Genomic DNA, 22,846 nt, shown 5'->3' with positions numbered 1-22,846 from the left:
AGGAGCGCTCGGTATGAGCCAAGCGGAATCCTTCGGCGCCGGCAACGACGCGCCCGACGCCCGATTTTTTGAGCAGCCGACCGGCGTACTGGACGCGGTCCGCGCGGCGGTGGTGGCACTGGACGCCGCCGGGCGGATCGTGTTGTGGGGCCCGCAGGCCGAGAAACTGTTCGGCTACTCCGCACAGGAGGTGCAGGGCCGAAACGCGGCACAACTGCTGGTCCATGAGGCGTACATGAATCTGGTGGCCGGCAAGTGCGAGCAGATGGTGGAGACCGGCGAGGGCTGGGTCGGCGTCTTTCCCGTCCGGCACAAGGACGGCGGTACGCGGTCGGTCGAATTCCGCTGCGCACGACTACCGGTGGGACAGGGGGAGTTCTACACCCTGGGCATCGTCACGGACGCGTCGAAGCTGCGTGAAGTGGAACGGGACGTGGCGTTGTCCACGCAGCTGATCGCCCAGTCGCCGATCGGGTTGGAGTTGCTGGACACCGATCTACGGTATGTCGCCGTCAATCCGGCGATGGAACGGTTGCACGGCCTGTCCGCCAAGGACCACCTCGGCCGGGGATTCCGCGAAGTCCTGCCCTCGGTCAGTGTCGACGCGTCCGAGGCGGCGGTCAGGGAAGTGCTCGAGACCGGAATCCCGCAAGTCGACAGGTACACCATTGGCCGCACCCCGGCCGACCCCGACACCGATCGTGCCTGGTCCGTCTCCGTCTACCGGCTGGAGGATCCCCATGGCGAAGTGCTGGGCGTCGCCACGTCGGTGGTGGAAGTCACCGATCGGTACGGCGCGATCACGGCGGCGGCCCAGGCCCGGCAGCGTCTGGCCCTGATCGCCGAGGGCTCCGCCCGTATCGGCACCAGCCTGGAGATGGAACAGACGGCCCGCGAGCTGGCCGATGTCGCGGTGCCCGAACTCGCCGACGTCGCGGTCGTGGACGTACTCGACTCCGCCCTGGACGACCGCCGCCCCGCTACACCTACCAACGGCCCGGTGCTCTTTCGCACTCTCGCCGTGGAAGCCGGCTGCCTCACCGAGGCGGCCGCCGCCGTGGGGAGGCCCGACGACCTGGTCGGTTACGACGCCAATCGGCTGCCCACCCGGTGCGTACGGACCGGCCACCCCGTCATCGTGAAGCACGTCGACGACTGGGATCTGGCACGCATCGCCCGCGACCCCGGATCCGCCGCGGTCCTGGCCGGCGCCGGGATCCATTCGTATCTCGCGATACCCCTGGCCACCCTGGGCGGGGCGTTCGGCGTCCTGAGCCTGATGCGCGGCCGCAATCCGGCCTCCTTCACCGAGGACGACGTCACTCTGGCGGGCGAGCTGGCCGGCCGGACCGCGGTGTCCCTCGACAACGCCCGCCTGTACCAGAGCGTCCGCAACACCGCGGTGACACTCCAGCGCAGTCTGCTGCCGCAGCCTGCGCCGCCCGAGCTTCTGGAGGTCGCCACCCGCTACGAACCGGCCGGAACCTCGACGGAGGTCGGCGGCGACTGGTTCGACGTCATTCCGCTCGCGGGGGACAGGACCGCGCTCGTGGTGGGCGACGTGATGGGCAGCGGCATCGACGCGGCCGCCGCGATGGGCCGCCTGCGCACCGCCACCGCCACTCTGGCCGGCCTCGACCTGCCGCCCGCCGAGGTGTTGCGGCACCTCGACAGGATCACCGCGGGTCTGGAGCCGTACATCGCCACCTGCGTCTACGCGGAATACGACCCGCACAGCGACCGGTGCCACATTGCCGCGGCCGGACACCCACCCCCCGCGTTGACCCGCGCCGGTCAGCGCCCCGAACTGCTCGACCTGCCCACGGGTGCGCCTCTCGGAGTAGGCGGCGTCCCCTTCGAGGCGGCCACCGTCCCCCTGCACCCGGGTGATCAACTGGTTCTCTATACCGATGGACTGGTCGAAACACGCCGTGTTGCCATCGACGAGCGCCTGAACGTCCTCCTCGACGTACTCGACGGCCCCGACCGCTCGTTGGACGAAACCTGCGACCGGCTCCTGGACACGCTGCGCGATCCGGACGATCACGACGACGTGGCCATACTCATCGCCCGTCCCCGACCGCGCCCCTGACGAAGACGGCCGGAGGGACCGAGGCACCGGAGTTCACCACCCGTCAGCCGCTGTCCCGGGTATCCGACGCGGCGGGCGGCACGGTGCTGCGGATCGCGCAGGCCGAGGACGACCAGATGGTGCACCACTACGACGTCGACATCACGGACGCGTCGACGGGTGCCTCGGTCGTCTCGTCCAAGGTCCTCTCGGACTTCTGCTTCACGCCGCGCCCCAACACCCTCGACGTCCCGGTGCCGGGCGCGGTCGCGGGCAAGCGGTACGTGGCGCGGGTCGTCGCCGTCGACGCGTACGGGAACACCTCCCCGGCCGCGTCGCTGACGTTCGGCAAGTAGTGCGACCGGGACCGGTGTTCCGCAAGTAGTGCGGTCGGGACCGGGCGGCTCCCTCCCTGGGGCGCCGTCCGGTCCCTGTCCTGTCGGGTGGTCAGGTCGTGTCGGGGTCGATCACGGCCCGGCCCTTGGCGCGCCGGCCGACAACGGCCGCAGCCGCGACCGCGCTGCCCGCGAAGGCGAGGGCGACCACCCATGGCTTGTTGAAAACGTGACGGGTCGCGTGGTCGACGGAGTACCGACCGGGTCCGATCAGGCCGACCGCCGCGGCGGTGAAGCCGAGGAAGGCCGGGTACTCGTAGCCACCGCCCTGGGCGTAGAATCCGGCGGGCGCGTGGACGGCCACGGCCCCCGCCATCGCCCCGGCCGCGGCCGCACCGGCCACCGGGGTGGCGAGGCCGAGTGCCAGCAGTGCACCGCCGCCCGCCTCGCCGAGCCCGGCGGCGACCGCACTGTGCTTCGGCGGGTGGAAGCCCATGGCCTCCATCGCGGCGGTGGTTCCTTCGATGCCTCCGCCGCCGAACCAGCCGGCCAGCTTCTGGGTGCCGTGCGCGGCCAGTACCGCGCCGGTGCCGACGCGCAGGACGAGCAGGCCGAGGTCACGCCGGTCGAGGCAGGCCATGGGAGTCTCCGCGGGGTTCGGGGGCGAGTGGGGAAGGGGTCCGGGGTCGTGCGTGGGAGCCGGACACGCCACCCGATGCGCCGTGGCGGGCGGGTGCCGCGGTTCCACTCTCCGTGACCCGAGGTGCCGACGGGCCCTGGTGTTACGCCGTCCGGGGGACGACCGCACACGCGGCTCTGCGACGAACACCATTATGCAACTTGTTGCATAATGGTGTTCCCCTGGTCTACAACTGGCGCAACGACACTGCGTGAGGAGCCGCCGCATGAGCCCGTACCCGAATCTGCTGAGCCCGCTCGACCTCGGGTTCACCACTCTCCCCAACCGGGTGCTGATGGGGTCGATGCACATCGGTCTGGAGGAGGTCGAGCGCGGCTTCGAGCGGATGGCCGCCTTCTACGCGGAACGTGCGCGGGGCGGCGTCGGCCTGATGGTCACCGGCGGGATCGCCCCGAACGCCCGGGCCTGCTCCTTTCCCGGCGGCGCCAAGATGACCACCGAGGCGGAGGCCGAGCAGCACGCACAGGTCACCGCCGCCGTGCACGGGGCGGGCGGCCGGATCGCCATGCAGATCCTGCATTTCGGCCGGTACGCGCACCATCCCGATCTGGTCGCGCCCAGCGCGATCCAGGCACCGATCAGCGCCTTCACTCCGCACGCCCTCGACGACGACGAGGTCGAGGAGACCATCGAGGACTTCGCCAGGGCCGCGGAGCTCGCGCGTCGTGCCGGGTACGACGGTGTCGAGATCATGGGCTCCGAGGGCTATCTGATCAATGAGTTCATCGCCGCCGCCACCAATCGGCGCACCGACCGCTGGGGCGGCTCGTACGAGAACCGCATCCGGTTTCCCGTCGAGATCGTGCGCCGGGTCCGTGAGCGGGTCGGCAGCGATTTCATCCTGATCTACCGGCTCTCCATGCTGGATCTGGTGCCCGGCGGTTCTTCACTGGAGGAGGTCGTGCGGCTCGCCCGCGAGATCGAATCCGCCGGCGCGACGATCATCAATACGGGTATCGGCTGGCACGAGGCCCGTATCCCCACCATCGCCACGTCCGTGCCGCGCGGCGCCTACACCTGGGTCACCGAGCGGGTGCGCGGTGCCGTTTCCGTACCGCTGGTGACGAGCAACCGCATCAACACACCCGAGGTCGCCGAGGAGATCCTCGCGTCGGGCCGGGCGGACATGGTCTCGATGGCCCGGCCGTTCCTCGCCGACCCGGACTTCGTCGTCAAGGCGGCCGAGGGCCGTGCCGACGCGATCAACACCTGCATCGGCTGCAACCAGGCCTGCCTGGACCACGTCTTCAGCGGCCGGGTCACCTCCTGTCTGGTCAATCCGCGCGCCTGCCACGAGACCGAACTCACCCTGTCACCGACCCGTACCGTCAAGCGGGTCGCGGTCGTGGGCGCCGGGCCCGCCGGTCTCGCGTGCGCGGTCTCGGCGTCCGAGCGCGGGCACGAGGTGACTCTCTTCGACGCGGCCGAGGAGATCGGCGGGCAGCTGAACGTGGCGCGCAGGGTTCCCGGCAAGGAGGAGTTCAACGAAACGCTGCGCTACTTCCGTACCCGGCTCGCGGAGGAGAACGTCGAGCTGCGGCTCGGCACGCGGGCCACGGTGGACGTCCTCGCGGGCTTCGACGAGGTCGTCCTCGCCACCGGTGTCACGCCCCGCTCCCCCGCGATAACGGGCCTGGACCACCCCAGCGTGGTCGGCTACCTCGATGTCCTGCGCGACGGGGCGCAGGTCGGTGACCGGGTCGCGATCATCGGAGCGGGCGGGATCGGTTTCGACGTCGCCGAATTCCTGACCGACTCGGGCGATGCGGCGAGCCTCGACCCCGAGGTGTTCTTCCGGCAGTGGGGCGTCGACACCGGCTACCGCGACCGGGGTGGTCTCCGCGCCCCGGAGCGTCCGAAGACGTCGCGCACCGTCCACCTGATCCAACGCAGGACGGGCAAGGTCGGTGCGGGGCTGGGGAAGACGACCGGCTGGATCCACCGCACCGAGTTGCGCCACCGCGGCGTGACGATGATCGCGGGCGCCGCCTACGACCGGATCGACGACGACGGACTACACCTCACGGTCGACGGCGAACAGCATCTCCTGCCGGTCGACACGGTGGTGCTCTGCGCGGGCCAGGAACCGCGCCGCGAGCTCCACGAGGAGTTGCTCGCGGCGGGGCGTCCCGCCCATTTGATCGGCGGCGCCGATGTGGCCGCCGAACTGGATGCCAAGCGCGCGATCCGCCAGGGCACGGAGCTCGCGGCTTCGCTGTGACGGAACCGTGCAACCCCGGCCCGGGGGTTCATGGCCGGCCCGGCCCCTCCGTCATGGGGCCACTGCCCGGCCGTCCCTAGGATGCACCCCATGTCACTGCCCTATGCGATCCTCACCGCCCTGCTCGAAAAGCCGTCGTCGGGGCTGGAGCTGACCCGCAGGTTCGACCGGTCGATCGGCCATTTCTGGTCCGCCACGCATCAGCAGATCTACCGCGAGCTGGGGAAGCTGGAGCAGGCCGGGCAGATCCGGGTACTGCCTTCGAAGCAGCCCGCCCGTGGGCAGAGGAAGGAGTACGAGGTGCTGCCCGCGGGCCGGGAGGCGCTGTCCGCATGGGTGGCCCGCTCGGAGGACCCCAAGCAGATCCGGGATCCGCTGCTGCTGCGCATGCGGGCGGCAGCGGTCGTCGGCGCGCCCGGGCTGAACGCGGAGCTGCGCCGGCATCTGGGGCTGCACCGTCGTCAACTGGCGGAGTATCTGGAGATCGAGCAGCGGGACTTCCCTCCCGAGCGGAAGTCCGAGGAGGACCGGCTGCGGCATCTGGTGCTGCGTGGCGGCATCGATCTGGAGAACTTCTGGATCGGCTGGCTGACGCGGGCACTGGCCGAGGATGAGACCGAGGAGCCGAGCTCGCCGGGCTGTTGAGGACGGCACCACCGGAGGGCGGGTGAGCAGGTGGGGGTTCGCACGGCTCGGGTCAGCGGGTGGGTTGTTCTTGTACGTGACACTTCGGCCGGTGAGTGTCACGTCTTCGCGAAACGTCTCCGGAGGCCTCCCTGGGGGCCGGCCCGGTGTGCTGTGACGTTGTGGCCGGACAAGGACTTGGCACCAGCGGTTCTGGGCCCGGGTTCCGATCCGGCGCGGAGGGAGCGACGGATCAATCCGTGTCCTGGGCCCGGCAGTCTCCGGCGACGCGAGGCCGTCGACCGGGTCAGCCTCCGGCAGTTCGACCGGCGCGGAATCCGCGTCCGGGATCCGGCCGGTGTCTCGCCGGTGAGCCGGCCCTCGCCCCAGGCCGAGCTCGCCAACGCCCGGGCGCGCAACAACCGCCTGGCCACCCGCGTTCAGTAGCGGGAGAAGCGACCGGCGGCGGGAGTAACGGTGCCCACCGATCCAGCCCGCCACTCCGCCCCGTGCTGCCGGCCGAGGAGAAGATGGCGGCCTGTACCTGGTCGTAGTTGTAGTCGACCTCGACGGGGCAGGAGATGCGGCTCGTGCTGGTCTGGGGACAGCCTCTGGTCAGCGGAGGCCACAGCGGGTACCTGATGCCCGGATCGCCGAGTGATCGCTGCATGGTTGCCAGAGAGCCGCCTGTCGTCACGCGTAGAGCGTATCGACACTCCCGTCAACCAAGATCTTGCTCTGCAGGTGTCCGCAGATCAGCAACGGCAGACGCCGCTCCCGCACGCCACACGTCAGCAGGCGGGTTGCTCCTGAACGTGACACTTCGACCATCGACCGTCACGTCTTCGCGAAACGTCTCCGGGCCGGGCGTCGCCGCCACGCCTTACGGCCCGCCCACCGGGGTCCGGACCGATTCCGGGTGCAGCGTCGGCTGGTCGAACGGCCCCCGGCTCCCGATCACGACCCGTGTCGGTGAACCGGTCCCCCGCTCGGTCACGGCCCGGTCGGTTGCGGCCGGGGCCGCCGTCTGTGCGCGGCTGAGCAGGATCACGCCTCGTACCGCCGCAGCCGTGCCCAGCAGCGCCAGGACCAGGCCGATCGTGCCGCCCTGGAGTCGTTCGCCGAGCAGGGCCAGGCCGATGGCCGCCGCAGCGACCGGGTTGGCGAGGGTGACAACGGCCAGCGGCGCGCCCAGTCCGCCCCGGTAGGCGGTCTGGGCCAGCAGCAGCCCGCTCATCGCGAACGCGGAGACCAGGACCGCGACGATCACCACACGCCAGCTGAGCAGCGGGCCGGTGTGGTCGGTGACGGACACGGTAAGGGTTTGGGTGAGCGCGGAAGCGACACCGGAGGTGATGCCGGACGCCGCCGCGTGCCGCAGACCGGGACGTGTTCCCGGACGGCCGAGTCCGGCGACGACGGCCATGGTCCCGGCTCCGACGGCCAGCGCTTCGGGGAGGCTGAGTGTCTCCTGCGGGGCAGTGCCGCCCGCGGTCATCAGCAGGGCGCCGAGACCCAGCAGGGTGAGGATCGTGCCGCGCCATTCGATCCGGGTGACCCGGCGTCCTGCGGCCCTGGCTCCCAGCGGGACGGCGGCGACCAGCGTGAGGGCGCCGAGCGGCTGGACGAGCGTGAGCGGGCCGTACCTGAGAGCCGCGACGTGCAGCAGCGCACCACCCGCGTTCAGGCCGACCGACCACCACCAGGCGCCGCGCCCGAGCAGTCTCAGGAATCCCGCGCCGGGTTCGGTGCGCTCGGCGAGGCGGGCCTGCGCCACCGCGGCCGAGGCGTACGCGGCGGCGGAGACGAGGGACAGCGCGACGGCGATCGAAGTGGCGTTCATTGCCAGGCCCCGGACGAGGCGTAAGGGGACGCGGGGCGGGCCCGCGGTGCGGCGTGGGCGGTCGCCGCGACGGGCTCGGCGGGCCGGGGCACGGCCGTCGGCGCGGGCGCACTCGCCGAGGACGGCCACGGAACGTGTGCGCGTACCGGCTCTGTCCGCCGGAGCGGCAACGCCGCGAACGCCAGGGCGAGAAGCGCGGAGACCACGATCGAGTCGAGCCAGTAGTGGTTGGCCGTGCCGACTATGACCAGCAGGGTGACGAGCGGATGCAGCAGCCACAGCCAGCGCCACCGGCTGCGGGTGGCGACGATCAGCCCCACGGCGACCATCGCCGCCCAGCCGAAGTGCAGCGAGGGCATCGCGGCGAACTGGTTCGCCATCGAGTCGGTCGCCGGCGTCGCCCCGTACACCGTCGGCCCGTACACCTGGCCGGTGTCGACCAGTCCGGTGGCGGCCAGCAGCCGCGGCGGGGCGAGCGGGAACAGCAGGTGGAGGGCGAGCGCGGCACCGGTGAGCGCGGCGAGGATACGGCGCGACCACACGTAGTGGCGCGGGCGGCGCCAGTAGAGCCACACGAGGAAGAGCAGCGTGGCCGGGAAGTGCACGATCGCGTAGTAGGTGTTCGCGAGGTGGATCAGCGTCTCGTTGTGCAGCAGCAGGCTCTGTACCGCGCCCTCGCCCGGCAGGTGCGCGGACCGTTCGAAGTCCCAGACGTTTCCGGCGTTGCGGTATGCCTCCTCGACGTGACCGGTCGCGGCCTGCCGGCCGAGCTTGTAGGTCACGAAGAGTCCCACGACGAGAAGTAGCTCGCGGACGAGGGGCGGTCGGGCAGAACTGTCCGGCTCCCGATCTGCGGGCTCGCTACCGGCGTACCTCATCCGGTGCCCCTTTGCTGACGAAACGGTGTTGCGGCGGCACGGTCCGGCCCGCGCCATATCGATACGACAGTGTAGCGATACGCGAACGTATCGGTACATATGCGTTTCGGTACACTGGCGTATCGATGGACCTCGTCGCAGAGTCGCTGAGAGGGAAAGCGCATGTCGCCGCAGGAAGCCGCGCGGGAACAGGCACGCACGTCACGCCGCTCGAAGATCACGCCCGAGCGGGCGCAGGAGCTCTACGCGGCCGTGCTCGACATTCTGAGGGAGTGCGGCTACGAGGCCCTCACTATGGAGGGGGTCGCCTCGCGGACGCGCTGCGGCAAGTCCACGCTCTACCGGCAGTGGGGCTCGAAGCCCGAGCTGGTCGTTGCGGCACTGCACGGCACCCGGCGAGTACTGCTCCCGGGGATCGACACCGGCACCCTGGTGGGGGATCTGCGCGAGGCGGCCCAGACCATCGGCACGGCCGCACGCCGCGACACCCCGCTGGTGCACGCGCTCAGCCATGCCGCGCTGCAGAGCCCCGAGCTGCTGTGCGCGCTGCGCGAGACACTGATCGCGCCGGAGATCGCGGCGATCGACGCGATGGTCCGGCGCGGCGCGGAGCGCGGCGAGATTCCGGCGGACACTCCCGCGGCGGAGTTCGTCTCCGTGCAGCTGCTGGGCGTGATGCGCGCCAGGCCGATGCTGGAGGGAAAGTACGCGGATGAGGCATACCTCACCCGCTTCATGGAGAGTGCCGTCCTTCCCGCACTCGGACTGGGCGCACCCGCGCCGTAGTCCCGAGAAACGTGGGTCGCCGTCCGAGCGGATGACGACGACCTGCTCGCGCCGCACCGTGGGGACGGGGGCGGCGTACCACCCGGGCGGCCGGTGACTCCTTCGGGAGCCACCGGCCGTCCGCGTTTCGCTGCCACCCCGACCCCGAAGTGGCGGCAGCAGCCGAGGCCGGCAGTGACGGGTGATGCCGCGGGGCCGGGGCGCCGAAGTCGGGCAACGCACAAGCGATCATTCTCGTCGTCTTGACGATATAGACCACCCCCCTTATCGTCCTAATGACGAGAACAAGGGGGATCCGACATGGCCGACATCACCAGGCGCTTCGGCTGGCGCCATCTGCGCTCCGCGCCCACCGCCCACATCCGCCACCACAAGCGCGGCCGGCTCGCCCACGACGGACCGGGACTGAGCTTCTGGTACCGGTCGCTGACTGCCGCGCTCTCCGAGGTACCGGTCAACGACCGCGAGTTGGCGATGGCCTTCCACGCCCGTACGTCCGACTTCCAGGACGTCACCGTGCAGGCCACCGTGACGTACCGGATCAGCGACCCGGCCGAGGCCGCCGCCCGCCTCGACTTCTCCGTGGACCCGGACACCGGGGTCTGGCGTGGCGCGCCGCTGGAGCAGATCGCCACACTGCTCACCGAGACCGCCCAGCAGCACACGCTGGACGTACTGGCCCGTACGGCGCTCGCAGAGGCGCTGGTCGACGGTGTCGCATCGGTACGCCACCGGGTCGCGACAGGGCTCGCCGCCGAACCCCGGCTTCCCGCCACCGGCATCGACGTGGTCGCGGTGCGGGTCGTCGCCATCCGCCCCGAGGCCGAGGTGGAGCGGGCCCTGCGCACCCCCGCCCGTGAGCAGATCCAGCAGGAGGCGGACCGGGCCACCTACGAGCGCCGTGCCGTGGCCGTTGAGCGGGAACGGGCCATCGCCGAGAACGAGTTGGCCAGCCAGATCGAACTGGCGCGCCGCGAGGAGCAGTTGGTCGAGCAACGGGGCACCAACACCCGCCGCGAGGCCGAGGAGAACGCAGCGGCCGACGGGGTGCGCGCCGAGGCCGAGGCAGCCCGCAAGGTGCGGCTGGCCCGGGCCGAGGCCGAAGCGGCACGCGAGGTCGGCGCCGCACGCGCGGAGTCCCAGGCAGCCTGGCTGCGGGTGCACGGCGACGTGGACGCCGCGACCCTGCATGCCCTGGCAGCGACCACCCTGGCCGAGAACCTGCCGCACATCGACAGCCTCACCGTCTCCCCCGACGTCCTCACCGGCCTGCTCAGCAAGCTCGGCCGGGCCACCCCGGAGTCCCGGACATGAGCCTCGCCCCGCGCGCGGTCCTGGTCCACCGCACCACGGAGTACGAGGAGTTGCTGGCCCGGCACGGCACCCACGGCCAGGCCGCGTTCTTCCTGTCCAGCCGCGGTCGGTCCATCGACGAGGTGGCCCGGCGGCACCGGCACACCCGGCAGGCGCTCGCCGATGTCGCGGCGGCCGTACCGCTCCAGTGGCGGCAGTCCCGGGTGGAGCGCGCCGATCTCGACCGCTTCCTGTTCGCGCCCGAGGATGTGGTGGTCGTCGTCGGACAGGACGGGCTGGTCGCCAACGCCGCCAAGTACCTGTCCGGCCAGCCCGTCGTCGGCATCGACACCGACCCCGGACGCAATCCGGGCGTGCTCGTACGCCACCGGCCGTCCGACGCGGCCGCCCTGCTCCGGGCGGCCGCGTCCCCCGGCGGCCCGGCGGAGGAACTCACCATGGTCGAGGCCGTCGCCGACGACACCCAGCGCCTCCTCGCCCTCAACGAGATCTATCTCGGCCCGCCCGGCCACCAGACCGCCCGCTACCGGATCGGCCCCGACCATTCCGATGGCGCCCCCGCCGAACCGCAGGCCTCGTCCGGCGTCCTGGTCGGCACGGGCACTGGCGCCACGGGCTGGCTCCGCTCCCTGTGGCAGGAACGCCACTGCGCCCTGCGGCTCCCGGCCCCCACCGACCCGCGGCTGCTCTGGTTCGTCCGCGAGGCCTGGCCGTCGCCCACGACCGGCACCTCGCTGGTCGAGGGCGAACTGCGGCGCGGACAAGGGCTGAAGCTCGCCGTCGAGTCCGACCGGTTGGTGGCCTTCGGCGATGGAATGGAGGCGGACGCGATGGAACTGACATGGGGTCAGACCGTGCGGCTCGGCATCTCGGCGACCTCGCTGCGACTGACCGTCTGACGGCCGAGGCGGAAGGCGAGGCCGCCGTGACGTCCGCCGCGTGGGAGAGTCGTGGTGACGGTCACCGCGGCAGCGGACCGGCCTCAGCGAAGAATCGACCGTACGCAGGCCTTCCCCGCGAACGCCGCATCACCCTCCCCGGCGAGTGCATCCACTCATTGAAGGAACACCGTGAAGCACAGGAAGGAGGACATGAGGCGGCAGCGGAAGGCTGGAAGGACAACGGCCTCGTCTTCAGCACGCTGGCAGGAGGGCCGATCGATCCCGCGAACCTCAATCGCAACTTCCGCGCCCTCCTCGACCGGGCAGGGCTCCGCCGCATCCGCTTCCACGACCTACGGCACTCCGCCGCCACCTTACTCTTGGAGCAAGGCGTCGAACTCGTGGTGATCAAAGAACTCCTCGGCCACGCCCACATCGGCGTCACCGCCGGCGTCTACGCCCACGTAAGGCTCCGCCTCCAGCGCCAAGCCATCGACACCCTCAACGAAGCACTCGGCCAGGCCGACGACGGCCCTGAAAACCCACCCATCGCAGCCGTCGTCCACTGACGTTGCCGTCACCGTTGCCGTCAAAAGGCCCCGAAGGCCCGCCGGAAGCATTCCGGCGGGCCTTCGACAGATCCTCGGCGACATCAAATCCGACGGAGATCAGTCGGCTCATCCCTGAACATCGACATCACCCCTACCATCGGAGATATCTCGAATATTCCGAGAAAATCAGCCAGCGTCTCGCAATTCTTCAATCGAGGCAGAAATTAGACCTAGATTCCCCTCTAGCCCGGCTAGCCCTTGAGCACTCTCCAGGAAATATACGGACCGAGACCTAAGCTCGCTACTGAATAGCCCACACATGAGAATTAGGTCGATACACGCCGTACGAGAATCAACCGTTGCGCTCGTTTCAAGAATCTCAACGTAGGCCGGATATCCTAGGCTGATCTCTTTCATGCACTCCGCTTCGGATGCCGGACCGTATACACCCGGATCCTTCTCGCTCACCACGGCGGCCGAAATATCCGAGAGAAGCCCTAGAATTAGATCTTCAGAATAGTCCGAGCAGCGCCATAGGCAATGAACGAGACTAGACGCCAAGGCGGTTGAGGCTTCACATAGAAGTCCTTGTGCAAATACGACCTGCTCTACCCGGCGCGCAGCGCCCACCGCAACCTCCCGGCTGCCAGCATGGGCAAGGTCCCGGAGGGCGTCCCCGAGTACACGAGCATCACCAGAGGCCCCTTGGAGTGATCCCCAGGAATGCCGTCTCAGTTCAAGGTCCATATCGGCCCCAACCACCCTTAAGCGTTATTCATCGAAGAGTCTCAATACGTCTGAATCGAACACTGTACCCGCCCCCTTGAACCCACTACGACCGAACTGACCTTCGCATGAGACGCAGATATTGATCGGCGCCCCAGTCCGAGGCCTTACGGCAGTAGTGAATACAATCTTCGACGGATCGCCTCCGAGCTGGTTGACAACGCAAGTCTCTGCGCAGACACCCTTAGACGATGCACCTGCGGCGTACTGTCCGGTCTCCGAATTGTATCCAGCTGTGACAGTGGCTGGCCTCTTCCTATTAGAGAGCTGGGCCATTTCTCCGGCATACTCATCTCGAAGCCCCTCCGCCCTCGACATGAGTTCATCTGGGCCCAGACCCACACCATCCCGGGGACCCGTTCCGCAATTGTGAACCAGTACGGGGGTGGCCCCCGCCAGCACATAGTACGTGTGCTACGCGAAGCCTTCGACCTGCTTTTTCGCAGGTCAAGTGCGGTTTGCTGGTCCGGTGACGTGCGCGGGCGTCCGTGGTTGTGCGGGGTTGTTGCCGTCGCTACTGCCGTCAGACGGTTCAGCCCAGATACGGCTTCTCGCGCTGTTCCAGGAAGTGCTGGAGCCTGAGTCGTTGGGTGTGGTGCATCGGCAACTGCTCGATCTCGTCCGGCGGCACGAACCGGAGTTCGGTGGACTCGTCGGAGATTGTCAGTTGGCCGCCGGTGATGCGGGCGGTGAAGCAGACGTTGAACTGTCGCCGGACCTCGCCGTCGGTGTAGGCGATGATGTGTTTCGGGTCGGTGTAGGTGCCGACCAGGCCGGTGATCTCCACGTCGAGGCCTGTCTCCTCTTTGACCTCGCGGACCGCCGTGCCGGGCAGGGAGTCGGTGAGGTCCATGCCGCCGCCGGGCAGGGCCCATAGGTCGTTGTCGCGGCGGCGCTGGAGGAGGATGCGCCCGTGGTCGTCGGTGACGACGGCGGATGCGGCGACGACCATGCTGTTCGGCTCGGGCGCGTTCGGGTCGTCGTAGTACTCGGTGCGAGCCACGGTCAGTCTTCCTCTCGTACGGGGGTCGCGGTCGCCCACACGGCGTCGAAGCTGTCGGCGTAGGTGTCGAACATGCCGCTCTCCTGGTGTCGGCGAAGATGCCATACAGGGGCGGCGTACGCGTTGACGCCCCAGACGTGTGCGTTAACGAGTTGCTGGTCGTCGGCGCGGTAGAGGGAGTTGTAGAGCGTGGTGCTGTGGGTGCGGACTTCGATGCCGGGGGTGCCGGCGAGCGGCTTGTAGTGCATGAGTGCGAGGCGGCAGCGGGATTCGATGCCGTGCCCGAACCGCTCCTCCTGGCCGCGGGCTTGGACGTTGCCGCTGTCAGCGTCCCCGATCGCGATGCGGACGGTGCAGCCTTCGGCGGCGCGTTCGGTGAGGAGTTCGTTCAGCCGCGGGTACGCCTCGTGGAGGAAGACGGCCGCGTAGACGAGGATGTCGATCCGCTCCCGGGCCTGGGCCATCAGGTCGGTGAACGTCGAGACGGGGAGGTCGGCCCGCTGCTCGTAGAGCGCGACCAGTTCAGGGCTGATGGCGCGAGCGGGGCGGGCCTGACGGAGCGCCGGCCAGAGTGCGTGCACGTCTTCTCCCAGGGCCTTGGCCGCCTGGAGGGCTGTGGCACGACGTGGGGTACGCCCGAGGTTCACCCAGCGCTCGACCGACTTGGGGTCAACCTCGACCTGCTGAGCGAGTGCGGCGTACGTCCAGCCTCCCGCCGCCATGACGGCTCGTAGTCTCTCGTTCGGCACGAGTCTCCCCCTTCGTCCCAGGACGGCACTAGGGACGTTCTACACGGTGCGGGACGTCCCGAAGTGGGGTTTGGTGGAGGTTCCTTCGTCCCGGTGACCGGCGTGAGGATCGGTGCCAACCCTGCGGCACCAACAGGCCCAAGGGGCACGCATCAACGCCGCCGAGGAGCGTCACCGTGCGAATGAGCGCCACCCCACGTGTTCCCGCCCTGCGACTGGACGCCCGGCCCCGCGCCGCCTCGCCGGGGTGGTCACGATGACGGCCCCCACCCCTGATGCCGACGGGCACACCGTCTCGCCCGATGCCGGCGCCCTGGTGGTCGACCGGCGAAGCGGCAAGGTAGGCGTGGTGATAGGGCGTGTGGGGCCGTACGTGCAGCTTCGGCCACCGCGCGGTGGCCAGGAGTGGGACGTGCCACCCGAAGACGTACGTACGCCGACTCCGACGGAGGAGTTGAGCGCGAAGGTGGCCGTGGCCAACCGGAGGTGGGGACGGTGACCCCGCGCTCGGTCCTGCGCTACGAGACCTGGACGCTCCAGCCCGACCGCGAGCCGGACGCGGAACCGGTCCTGTACGCGATGCAGTGCGCCGTGGACGGAGAGACCTCACCGACGAGCGAGGACTTCGCCGAACCGCAGGAGTGGGTGCTGCGGCACTGCGGTCAGAACCCGTCCCACCACACTTACCGGGAGATCATCACCCGCCCCTGGCGGACCTGGCGCCAGACGTGATCCGCCTCGCTCGCCCAGGCGCCGCACCGCGCTGACCACCCGACTCCCGTCCCTGCCGGGCGCAGCCGAACGAGGCTCCCCCGCACTCGTCAGCCCCGGCAGGGATGGGCCCTCCGTGCGTGCCGTGCCCATGGCCGTGGGGGTTCTGGCCTCTGCCACAGAAAGTCAGCCACGACGGCGGGCGCGCCGACCGACCACCCGCCACGTGTGTCTCGCTCAACCCCGCACCGGCATCAGCCCCGTTATCTCCATCGTCACGGCCCCCAGCCAGGCAGCAAGCATGGACGTCCGGGACGGCGCGAGCCCGCCGGGCGGCCTCTCAGGTGCCCGGCCAGCCTGCTGCTGAGGGGTCGGACCGGGGCTTCCGATTGGTGGTCCGGCTACGCTCCCGGGCTCTGCGCGCCGAGTGGTCGGCGGCCGTCGCCAGCGGGGCGGCAGACAGGAGCGGGCGGCGGTCGCCGACCGCCGGCGCGCGGCGGCCCGCGTCAGCGGGGCGCCCTTGATCAAGTAAAGAAACTCTGAACAGCTCACCCACTGATCGAGTTGCCCGGTCGATGGTCAGGGCCGCTGTTGCCGGCGCTTCTTCGATTCGGCCAGCGCGGTGTTCAGCTTCTCGCTCGGCGACATGTCCGGCTCGGCGTCGTCGTCATGCAGGGGTGGCAGGAACAGGCCGCGTCGGCTCTTCTCCCGCTTGACCTTCCGGCGCTCGCCGTAAAGCCGCTGATGCTCCTCCCGAACCACGTCCCATCGTCGGTCGAGCTCTGCTTCCCGCGCCAGCAGCTCCTCGTCGCTGAGGTCGGCGAACTCGGTGGCGGCCACACGTGCCTCGCGGGCGATCTCATCGCGCAGCAGGTAGTTCGTGATCGTCCCGTGGTGCTTGCCCGGCTCCGGTTCCTGGCGGACGAAAACACCACGTCCCTTGACCGCGTACACCAGCCCGTCCTGCTTAAGGCGCCGATAGGCGTTCTGCGCCGTGGAGTTGGCGACTTTGAATCGCTCTTGGATCTCCCGGGCGGGAGGGAGCTGGGAGCCTGGAGGGTAGGTGCCTTCCAGGATTTCCCGGCGGAGGATGTCGGCGACCTGGGCGTACGGCGGTCGGGGATCACCGTTGTAGATGACGCCGACTGGCCAGTCCGGCCCCTCGGCATCGGCTTCCTCATGATCACCGTCGACCTCTTCGGTGCTCCCGCCGACGGAGTCGCTGACGTAGCTGCCCCGGCCGAGCTGGGAGTAGACCAAGCCTTCCTGCTTGAGCACGCGCAGAGCGTTCTGGACGGTGGAGCTGGACACCCCGAACCGATCACCCAGCACGTTGGCCGAGGGCAGGCGCTCGCCGGAGCGGTACTCACCGTTCAGGATCGCGTCCCGCAGGGCCTCGGCGGCCTGGAGGTACGGCGGCCGGGAGTCCTCGTCCAAGGGCAGGGTCATGCCCCCACGGTATCGCCAGCAAGCCGTAGCGATACAGACACATCCCCGGGTTCCCCACCTGACCGCCTACCAACCTGATCGAAGTCACAACCTAATCGACCTTGCAAGTTGAGCGATTATCTCCTTATGCTCCATGTCGAGCCGATCAAGCGGCTCCATCGAACAAAGGGTGTGATGGCATGGCCATGACTCGAATCCGTGTTGCCCTGCTGCCGTCGGCGGTGTGCATCGCGGGCACCGACCCGACGCTGAAGATCAAGGACCAGCAGACCGGGGAGGTCGCCACCGACCGAGAGACCGGAGCGTCGCTGTACACGGTGACCGTGATGCTCATGGAGGACGGCCGGGCCGAGGTCCTGAAGATCACCGTCCCGGAAACCGGCCTGGCCGCCGGGCTCAAGCCGGGCGCGATGGTGCGGCCCGTCGAGCTGTTCGCGACCCCGTGGGCGCGGATCTTCAACGGTCAGCTCTCCGACGGCGTCGCCTACCGGGCCGCCCGCCTGGAGCTGGTGACGGAGGAGGCGGCCCAGTGATCCGCTTCGAAAATTCCGGGCCGGAATACGCGCCGGACGCGCTGCTGGCCGTGGCCGTCCTGGTCGGTGTGTGGCTTCTGGTGACGGTGGGTCGCTACGTGCGGGCCGACCGGGGCACGCGGGTGAGCATGCGGCAGGCCCTGCGGGTGCGCTGGGGCTGGGTGCGGCTGGCTCAGATGGCCGGGCTGACGGTCACTGACAAGACACCGGGTCTGCTCGCGCAGATCACCGCACAGAAGGACGGTCCTGCCCCCGCGCCTCGGGTGCTGACTCCCCGGATCAAGGTCAAGCCCGACCCGTTCGGCGTGATCGTCCAGGCGCGCACGCTGCCGAAGGTCGGGCTGGAGGAGTACCAGAAGTCGGCGCGGTTCCTGGCGGACGCCTGGCGGTGCACGCGGGTCTCCGTCCTGCCGGACGGCCCCGGCAGGGTGGTGATCCGGGGCGTGCGCTCCGACCCGCTGACCACGCCGACCACGCATCGGCCCACCGGCCTCCCGCCCGTGGACCTGACGCGCTGGGAGCTGGGCATCGACGAGTACGCCGCGCAGGTGTGCGTGTCCTTGGCCAACGTGCCCGGGGTGACCGTGGCCGGCGTCCCGGGTGCGGGCAAGACCTCGGGGGTCAACAAGTTCGTCTGCGACTTCGCGCCGTCTTCGTCCGTGCAGATCGTGACGGCGGACGGCAAGGTATCGCGGGCCTCGGAGGGCGATTACGCCGACCTGGTCAAGCGGATGTTCGCGTTCTGCGGTGACGACCTCGATGAAGCCAACGCGCTGTTCAAGCGCCTGGTGGAGCTGCGCAAGCGGCGCTCGGCGACCATCCGCGACGTGCTGGGCGTGAAGAACATGTGGCACGTCGGCCCCTCGCCCGAGTGGCCGCTCACGGTTCTGATCATCGACGAGGCGCACACGTTCTTCCGCGAGTACAAGGGCAGCGACGCCACCACCAAGCGGCTGGCCGCGCTGACGGCGGAGAACGCCCGGCTGGTGGAGGACCTGGTCAAGAAGGGCCGCAGCGTCGGCATCCTGGTGATCCTGATCAGCCAGAAGACCACTGGCGACGCCATCCCCACCTTCATCCGCGACGTGTGCCCCATCGGGCTGTCCTTCGCGCAGAAGACCGTGGAAGCCGCGGTGGCCGCGCTGGGCGACGACATCCGCAACTGGCCCGACGCCAGCCCGGTCACCTTGCAGGACCCCGCCTACGTCGGCGTCGCGGTGATGGCGATGCAGGGCCGCCCCGGCTACACCCGCATCCGCACCCCCTACGTCTCCGACGCCGACGCGGCCCGCGTCGCCGAAGCCACCTCGCACCTGACCGCCGACCCGGACCTGTGCCTGGACGCCCTCCTCGCCTCGACCGGCCGGACCACGGCACCCCGGCCGTCGCTCACGAAGTATTCCTGAAAAGCCCATACTGGAAAGGAGGTTGAGAACATGGCGGAGGAACGGTTCACCCGGCGCACCGTGACCGTGGTCATGGCGGTCATCGCGGCCCTGGCCTTCGTCTTCTCCTTCGGCAACGTCTGGGCCCTCGCCCTGCGGCTCGGCGTCCCCCACCCGATCGCGCCACTGATCGCCCCCATGGTCGACCTGTCCGTCGTCGGGCTCCTGGTGGCCCTGCGCTTCCTCGCTCTGCGCGGCGTCCCCAAGGCGGAGCTGAAGGCCGGCACCCGGCTGCTGCACCTGTGCGGCCTGCTCACCCTCGCGCTGAACACCGCCGAACCGCTGCTGACCGGACGCTACGGACGGGCCTGCCTGGACACCGTCGCCCCGCTCCTGCTCCTCGGCTGGGGCCACGTCGGCCCCGCCTTCCTCGCCCAGTTCCACACCGCCGCCCGCCCCGCCCAGCACCTGGAGGCCACCGCCGCCGCCCTTGCCACCGAGCCGGTGCCCGACGTCGCACCATCACCCGAATCGGCACCCCCGACGCCCGCCCCGCAGATCGCCGCCTCCCTGATCGAGGAGCTGGAGCCCGCTCCGGCCGCCGCTCCGCCGGTCGCCGTCACCACGACGGGCCGACCCGCTTCCGGCCCTGCCCTTCCGGCCGCCCTGCTGGACGCGGCCCGGCGCATCGCGGACACCCACCGCGCCGAGCACGGAACACCGATCACCGCCGCCCACCTGGGCACACGCATGGGCATCGCCCTGCCGGTGGCCACCACCGCACTCGCTCAGCTCTGAGCACCGGCCCCCACCGGCCACATCCCCCTCGCTGAACCCACGCCCGCCCCTGGGCCTGGTTCGCCATGCCCCGAGCACCAACACGCCTACAGATCCGGCTGGTTGCTGCTCGGGGCCACCCACCCGAACAGAAGGGACACGCCCCGAATGGTCGCCCTGGACCTGCGCCACGTGGCAAGCCCCGCCGTGCGGGACCTGCTCCACCTCGTCAACCACCCTGACTTCGACCGCGCACAGCAGCAGATCGAACACCTCGGCGGCTGCACCGAACCCGTCCGCCTGACCGGCCACACCACCACCGTCGACACGGCAACGGGTGAGGTGCTGCGCTCCTACACCTCCTACGACGAGCCCACGGGCAGTCTGCTCACCGCGTGCGGCAACCGCCGCTCCTCCCGCTGCCCGGCCTGCTCCCGCCTCTACGCCGCCGACACCTACCACCTCATCCGCGCCGGCCTCTCCGGCGGCAAGAACGTCCCCGACACCGTCCGCACCCACCCCCGCGTCTTCGCCACCCTCACCGCCCCCTCCTTCGGCCCCGTCCACAACCGCCCCACCACCCCCGGCGGCGACATCCGGCCCTGCCGCTGCCGCAAGCTCCACGACCCCACGGACACCCTGCTCGGCACGCCGCTGAACCCGGCGACGTACGACTACGCGGGCGCGGTCCTGTTCAACGCCCATGCCGGGACCTTGTGGGCTCGCTTCACTACCTACCTGCGCCGGGAGCTCGCCGCCGGGCTCGGTATGACCCAGAAGGCGGCCCATGCCGTCCTGCGGATCTCCTTCGCCAAGGTCGCCGAGTACCAGCAGCGCGGCCTGATCCACTTCCACGCCGTCATCCGGATCGACGGCCCGGACGGCACCAGCCAGTCCCCGCCCCCGTACGCCACCGTCGCCAAGCTCACCGACGCCGCCCGCGCCGCCGCCGAACGGGTCCGCATCACGGTCACCTCGGACGCGATCGGGGAACGCGAACTCACCTGGGGCGAACAGCTCGACGTATCCGAGATCGCGGCCTTCGGCACCGACGCCGAGTTCACCGACCAGACCGTCGCCGCCTACGTGGCCAAGTACGCCACCAAGTCCGCCGACGCCTCCGGCACCCTCGACCGCGCCCTGTTCTGCCGCCCCTGCCAGGGACGCGGCGCCACCCTCCTGCCCCACGGAACCCCGCTCCCGTGCACCGCCTGCGACGGCACCGGACAGGCCCGGCCACTGCCCCGACTCGCCGTCGCCCGCCACGTCCGGCAAATGATCCGCACCTGCTGGGAACTGAGCCGCCTGCCGGAGTTCGCCGACCTCAAACTCTGGAAATGGGCGCACATGCTCGGCTTCCGCGGCCACTTCTCCACCAAATCCCGCCGCTACTCCGTCACACTCGGCGCGCTGCGCGCCGCCCGCCGCACCTGGCGCACCGAACAGGCCCGCACCCACACCGGCCTCCCTGAACCCGACCCGACGACCACGCTCGTCATCGGCCACTGGGACTACCTCGGCTCGGGCTACAGCCCCGGCGCCGCTCTCCTCGCCGCCAACGTCTGGCACCGCAAGGAACTGGAACGGCAGTTCGCGGCTGAAGGGGGCTGTTCATGACCTCGCCCCCGCCCACCGTCCTCCGCACAGAGGCGGCACCGGTGCTGGACCTGCTCACAGTGCCCCAGGTCATGGCACGCCTCCAGCTCGGCCGCTCCGCCGTCTACGACCTCCTCCGCACCGGCCAACTCGCCTCCATCACCCTCGGCCGCGCCCGCCGCATCCCCACCCACGCCCTCACCGACTTCATCCGCACCCGCCTCGAACAGGACGCCGCCTGATGACCACACCCCGCGACACCCCCGCCTCCCGCCGCATCCGCGCCAACGGCGACGGAACCGTCTACCAGCGCAAGGACAACCGCTGGGAAGCCGCCGGATACGTCCTCGCCCCCGGCAACACCCGCAAGCGCATCCGCGTCTACGGCACCACCCGCAAGGAAGCCCTGGCCAAGCTCACCGAGAAGATCGCCGCCAGCAACCGTGGCGTCTCCATTCCGTCTGCGCAGGGCAGCGTGGCCGCGTTCCTGACGTACTGGCTCGATGCTGTCGCCGTCTACCAACTCCGCGAGAACACCCACACCCGCTACACCGCCGTCGCCCGGCTCTACCTCATCCCCGGCCTCGGACGAAAGAAGCTCGCCAAGCTCACCGCCAAGGACGTCCGCACCTGGCTCAACCAGCTCCGCACCACCTGCCAGTGCTGCACACGCGGCCTCGACACCGCCCGCGATGAGCCCCGCTGCTGCGCCGCCGGGAAGTGCTGCTCCAAGCGGCTCTCGCCCCTGACCCTGGCCTACGTCCATTCCGTGCTCAAGTCCGCCCTGGAGCACGCGGTACGCGAGGAGGAGATCCCGCGCAATGTCGCCCGCAACGTCCGCACCGGCACACCCCGGCCCCGCCGCTTCGAACCCCTCACCGCCGACGAAGCCCGCCAGCTCCTCACCGCCGGCCAGGGCCACCGGCTGCACGCTCTGTTCGAACTCGCTCTTCACACCGGACTCCGCAAGGGCGAACTCCTCGGCCTCCACTGGGAAGACCTCAACCTCGACGCCGGCACCGCCGCCATCCGCCGCACACTCCAGCGCACCAGCACCGGCGGACTCACCACTCTGCCCACCAAGACCCGGGCCTCCGAACGCCGCATCGCCCTCCCCACCACCTGCCTCCACTCACTGAAGCACCACCGCGAACACCAGCAACGCGAGCGCAAGACCGCAGGCACCGCGTGGCAGCACAACGGGCACGTGTTCACCACCGCGCAGGCCGACCGATCGACCCGACCAACCTCACCCGCTCCTTCACCACGCTCCTTCGCGAGGCCGACCTCCGCCGCATCCGCTTCCACGACCTACGCCACTCGACCGCCACTCTGCTCCTGGAACAGGGAGTCGAACTCGTGGTGATCAAGGAACTCCTCGGCCACGCCCACATCGGCGTCACCGCCACCGTCTACGCCCACGTACGCCTTCGCCTCCAGCGAGACGCCATCGACATCCTCAGCGCCGCACTCGACAGCAGGGAGACCACCGAGGCGGCACGCTCCGACGGCTATGAACCGCCGCCCTGCGCCACCTCCGTCCGCTGACGTTGCCGTCAACTACTGCCGTCACCCCACGCAGAAGCCCCGCCAGGGCGCACCCGGCGGGGCTTCCAATTTGCTGCACTACATAGCGCGGCATCTACGTACCAG

21 protein-coding genes and 2 pseudogenes are annotated in these 22,846 nt (G+C 69.9%); 17 read left to right on the top strand and 6 right to left on the bottom strand.

Features of this window, described 5'->3' with window-relative positions; all coding sequences use genetic code 11:
• Positions 1-13: 13 nt before the first annotated feature.
• Both OG936_RS32520 and OG936_RS32515 read left to right on the top strand, forming a co-directional pair.
• Positions 14-2,092 carry a SpoIIE family protein phosphatase gene (locus OG936_RS32520; protein WP_406499512.1) on the top strand — a complete coding sequence of 693 codons (2,079 nt, stop codon included), beginning with the start codon at positions 14-16 and terminating at the stop codon, positions 2,090-2,092.
• Positions 2,093-2,175: 83 nt separating this feature from the next.
• Entirely contained in the window at positions 2,176-2,427 is a 252-nt protein-coding gene (locus OG936_RS32515; RefSeq protein WP_406499511.1) for a hypothetical protein, read from the top strand.
• Between the two features lie 91 nt (positions 2,428-2,518).
• On the opposite strand, the gene OG936_RS32510 is transcribed toward OG936_RS32515, so the two are convergent.
• A complete protein-coding gene (locus tag OG936_RS32510) occupies positions 2,519-3,046 on the bottom strand; it encodes a DoxX family protein (RefSeq protein ID WP_406499510.1) in 528 nt (175 codons plus the stop codon).
• A gap of 265 nt (positions 3,047-3,311) precedes the next feature.
• Here OG936_RS32510 and OG936_RS32505 point away from each other — a divergent pair, with 265 nt between their 5' ends.
• Both OG936_RS32505 and OG936_RS32500 read left to right on the top strand, forming a co-directional pair.
• Complete coding sequence (locus tag OG936_RS32505; protein WP_406499509.1) at positions 3,312-5,327, top strand: FAD-dependent oxidoreductase; 2,016 nt, start codon at positions 3,312-3,314, stop codon at positions 5,325-5,327.
• 90 nt (positions 5,328-5,417) lie between these two features.
• On the top strand, positions 5,418-5,972 hold the full coding sequence (locus OG936_RS32500) for a PadR family transcriptional regulator (RefSeq protein WP_406499508.1): 555 nt from the start codon (positions 5,418-5,420) through the stop codon (positions 5,970-5,972).
• An 862-nt stretch (positions 5,973-6,834) separates the two neighbouring features.
• Here the strand turns inward: OG936_RS32500 and OG936_RS32495 are convergent.
• Positions 6,835-7,794 (bottom strand): hypothetical protein, encoded by a 960-nt coding sequence (locus tag OG936_RS32495; protein ID WP_406499507.1) that lies wholly within the window; start codon positions 7,792-7,794, stop codon positions 6,835-6,837.
• Positions 7,791-8,672 (bottom strand): phosphatase PAP2 family protein, encoded by an 882-nt coding sequence (locus tag OG936_RS32490; protein ID WP_406499506.1) that lies wholly within the window; start codon positions 8,670-8,672, stop codon positions 7,791-7,793. Before OG936_RS32490 ends, OG936_RS32495 begins: the two co-directional genes overlap by 4 nt.
• A 162-nt stretch (positions 8,673-8,834) precedes the next feature.
• Between OG936_RS32490 and OG936_RS32485 the strand changes: the two genes are divergently transcribed.
• The 5 genes and pseudogenes from OG936_RS32485 to OG936_RS32465 all read left to right on the top strand — a co-directional run bounded on the left by OG936_RS32485 (position 8,835) and on the right by OG936_RS32465 (position 12,918).
• The gene (locus OG936_RS32485; protein WP_406499505.1) at positions 8,835-9,458 is read left to right on the top strand and encodes a TetR/AcrR family transcriptional regulator; all 624 of its coding nucleotides are present in this window, start codon (positions 8,835-8,837) and stop codon (positions 9,456-9,458) included.
• Between the two features lie 300 nt (positions 9,459-9,758).
• Positions 9,759-10,772 (top strand): SPFH domain-containing protein, encoded by a 1,014-nt coding sequence (locus OG936_RS32480; RefSeq protein ID WP_406499504.1) that lies wholly within the window; start codon positions 9,759-9,761, stop codon positions 10,770-10,772.
• Positions 10,769-11,671 carry a hypothetical protein gene (locus OG936_RS32475; RefSeq protein WP_406499503.1) on the top strand — a complete coding sequence of 301 codons (903 nt, stop codon included), beginning with the start codon at positions 10,769-10,771 and terminating at the stop codon, positions 11,669-11,671. Before OG936_RS32480 ends, OG936_RS32475 begins: the two co-directional genes overlap by 4 nt.
• Before the next feature lie 119 nt (positions 11,672-11,790).
• A pseudogene (locus OG936_RS32470) lies at positions 11,791-12,222 on the top strand (tyrosine-type recombinase/integrase); the annotation flags it as partial.
• Positions 12,223-12,792: 570 nt separating this feature from the next.
• Entirely contained in the window at positions 12,793-12,918 is a 126-nt protein-coding gene (locus OG936_RS32465) for a hypothetical protein (RefSeq protein WP_406499502.1), read from the top strand.
• Positions 12,919-13,522: 604 nt separating this feature from the next.
• Here OG936_RS32465 and OG936_RS32460 read toward each other — a convergent pair.
• Positions 13,523-13,993 carry an NUDIX domain-containing protein gene (locus tag OG936_RS32460; protein ID WP_109886522.1) on the bottom strand — a complete coding sequence of 157 codons (471 nt, stop codon included), beginning with the start codon at positions 13,991-13,993 and terminating at the stop codon, positions 13,523-13,525.
• Between the two features lie 2 nt (positions 13,994-13,995).
• Positions 13,996-14,715 (bottom strand): XRE family transcriptional regulator, encoded by a 720-nt coding sequence (locus OG936_RS32455; RefSeq protein ID WP_406500694.1) that lies wholly within the window; start codon positions 14,713-14,715, stop codon positions 13,996-13,998.
• 274 nt (positions 14,716-14,989) lie between these two features.
• Here OG936_RS32455 and OG936_RS32450 point away from each other — a divergent pair, with 274 nt between their 5' ends.
• Both OG936_RS32450 and OG936_RS32445 read left to right on the top strand, forming a co-directional pair.
• Positions 14,990-15,241: a hypothetical protein gene (locus tag OG936_RS32450; protein WP_406500692.1), complete on the top strand. Its 252-nt coding sequence runs from the start codon at positions 14,990-14,992 to the stop codon at positions 15,239-15,241.
• Positions 15,229-15,474, top strand: a complete 246-nt coding sequence (locus OG936_RS32445; RefSeq protein WP_109886519.1) for a hypothetical protein — start codon at positions 15,229-15,231, stop codon at positions 15,472-15,474. Before OG936_RS32450 ends, OG936_RS32445 begins: the two co-directional genes overlap by 13 nt.
• 558 nt (positions 15,475-16,032) lie before the next feature.
• Here the strand turns inward: OG936_RS32445 and OG936_RS32440 are convergent.
• Positions 16,033-16,902 carry a GntR family transcriptional regulator gene (locus OG936_RS32440; RefSeq protein ID WP_406499501.1) on the bottom strand — a complete coding sequence of 290 codons (870 nt, stop codon included), beginning with the start codon at positions 16,900-16,902 and terminating at the stop codon, positions 16,033-16,035.
• 179 nt (positions 16,903-17,081) lie between these two features.
• Here OG936_RS32440 and OG936_RS32435 point away from each other — a divergent pair, with 179 nt between their 5' ends.
• The 6 genes and pseudogenes from OG936_RS32435 (at position 17,082) to OG936_RS32410 (ending at position 22,741) form a co-directional block, all read left to right on the top strand.
• Positions 17,082-17,435: a hypothetical protein gene (locus OG936_RS32435; protein WP_406499500.1), complete on the top strand. Its 354-nt coding sequence runs from the start codon at positions 17,082-17,084 to the stop codon at positions 17,433-17,435.
• Positions 17,432-18,841, top strand: a complete 1,410-nt coding sequence (locus tag OG936_RS32430) for a cell division protein FtsK (protein ID WP_406499499.1) — start codon at positions 17,432-17,434, stop codon at positions 18,839-18,841. Before OG936_RS32435 ends, OG936_RS32430 begins: the two co-directional genes overlap by 4 nt.
• A 30-nt stretch (positions 18,842-18,871) precedes the next feature.
• Positions 18,872-19,618 (top strand): DUF2637 domain-containing protein, encoded by a 747-nt coding sequence (locus tag OG936_RS32425; RefSeq protein WP_406499498.1) that lies wholly within the window; start codon positions 18,872-18,874, stop codon positions 19,616-19,618.
• 147 nt (positions 19,619-19,765) lie between these two features.
• Positions 19,766-21,214, top strand: a complete 1,449-nt coding sequence (locus tag OG936_RS32420; protein ID WP_406499497.1) for a replication initiator — start codon at positions 19,766-19,768, stop codon at positions 21,212-21,214.
• Entirely contained in the window at positions 21,211-21,435 is a 225-nt protein-coding gene (locus OG936_RS32415) for a helix-turn-helix domain-containing protein (protein ID WP_406499496.1), read from the top strand. The genes OG936_RS32420 and OG936_RS32415 overlap by 4 nt, the downstream gene beginning before the upstream one ends.
• A pseudogene (locus tag OG936_RS32410) lies at positions 21,435-22,741 on the top strand (tyrosine-type recombinase/integrase). Before OG936_RS32415 ends, OG936_RS32410 begins: the two are co-directional and overlap by 1 nt.
• The last annotated feature ends 105 nt before the right edge of the window (positions 22,742-22,846 follow it).

Origin of the sequence: Streptomyces sp. NBC_00846 (assembly GCF_045207325.1) — a bacterium.
In the GTDB taxonomy this organism is placed as follows: Bacteria; Actinomycetota; Actinomycetes; order Streptomycetales; family Streptomycetaceae; genus Streptomyces.
The sequence above is the reverse complement of the archived record's forward strand: the minus strand, read 5'-3'. Positions and strand labels throughout refer to the sequence as shown.

What these genes read in the sequence shown, in the direction of transcription:
- OG936_RS32520 (WP_406499512.1), top strand. Translation starts at nt 14, where the DNA reads ATGAGCCAAGCGGAATCCTTCGGCGCCGGCAACGACGCGCCCGACGCC.
- OG936_RS32510 (WP_406499510.1), bottom strand. Translation starts at nt 3,046, where the DNA reads ATGGCCTGCCTCGACCGGCGTGACCTCGGCCTGCTCGTCCTGCGCGTC.
- OG936_RS32505 (WP_406499509.1), top strand. Translation starts at nt 3,312, where the DNA reads ATGAGCCCGTACCCGAATCTGCTGAGCCCGCTCGACCTCGGGTTCACC.
- OG936_RS32500 (WP_406499508.1), top strand. Translation starts at nt 5,418, where the DNA reads ATGTCACTGCCCTATGCGATCCTCACCGCCCTGCTCGAAAAGCCGTCG.
- OG936_RS32495 (WP_406499507.1), bottom strand. Translation starts at nt 7,794, where the DNA reads ATGAACGCCACTTCGATCGCCGTCGCGCTGTCCCTCGTCTCCGCCGCC.
- OG936_RS32490 (WP_406499506.1), bottom strand. Translation starts at nt 8,672, where the DNA reads ATGAGGTACGCCGGTAGCGAGCCCGCAGATCGGGAGCCGGACAGTTCT.
- OG936_RS32485 (WP_406499505.1), top strand. Translation starts at nt 8,835, where the DNA reads ATGTCGCCGCAGGAAGCCGCGCGGGAACAGGCACGCACGTCACGCCGC.
- OG936_RS32480 (WP_406499504.1), top strand. Translation starts at nt 9,759, where the DNA reads ATGGCCGACATCACCAGGCGCTTCGGCTGGCGCCATCTGCGCTCCGCG.
- OG936_RS32475 (WP_406499503.1), top strand. Translation starts at nt 10,769, where the DNA reads ATGAGCCTCGCCCCGCGCGCGGTCCTGGTCCACCGCACCACGGAGTAC.
- OG936_RS32455 (WP_406500694.1), bottom strand. Translation starts at nt 14,715, where the DNA reads ATGGCGGCGGGAGGCTGGACGTACGCCGCACTCGCTCAGCAGGTCGAG.
- OG936_RS32440 (WP_406499501.1), bottom strand. Translation starts at nt 16,902, where the DNA reads ATGACCCTGCCCTTGGACGAGGACTCCCGGCCGCCGTACCTCCAGGCC.
- OG936_RS32435 (WP_406499500.1), top strand. Translation starts at nt 17,082, where the DNA reads ATGGCCATGACTCGAATCCGTGTTGCCCTGCTGCCGTCGGCGGTGTGC.
- OG936_RS32425 (WP_406499498.1), top strand. Translation starts at nt 18,872, where the DNA reads ATGGCGGAGGAACGGTTCACCCGGCGCACCGTGACCGTGGTCATGGCG.
- OG936_RS32420 (WP_406499497.1), top strand. Translation starts at nt 19,766, where the DNA reads ATGGTCGCCCTGGACCTGCGCCACGTGGCAAGCCCCGCCGTGCGGGAC.
- OG936_RS32415 (WP_406499496.1), top strand. Translation starts at nt 21,211, where the DNA reads ATGACCTCGCCCCCGCCCACCGTCCTCCGCACAGAGGCGGCACCGGTG.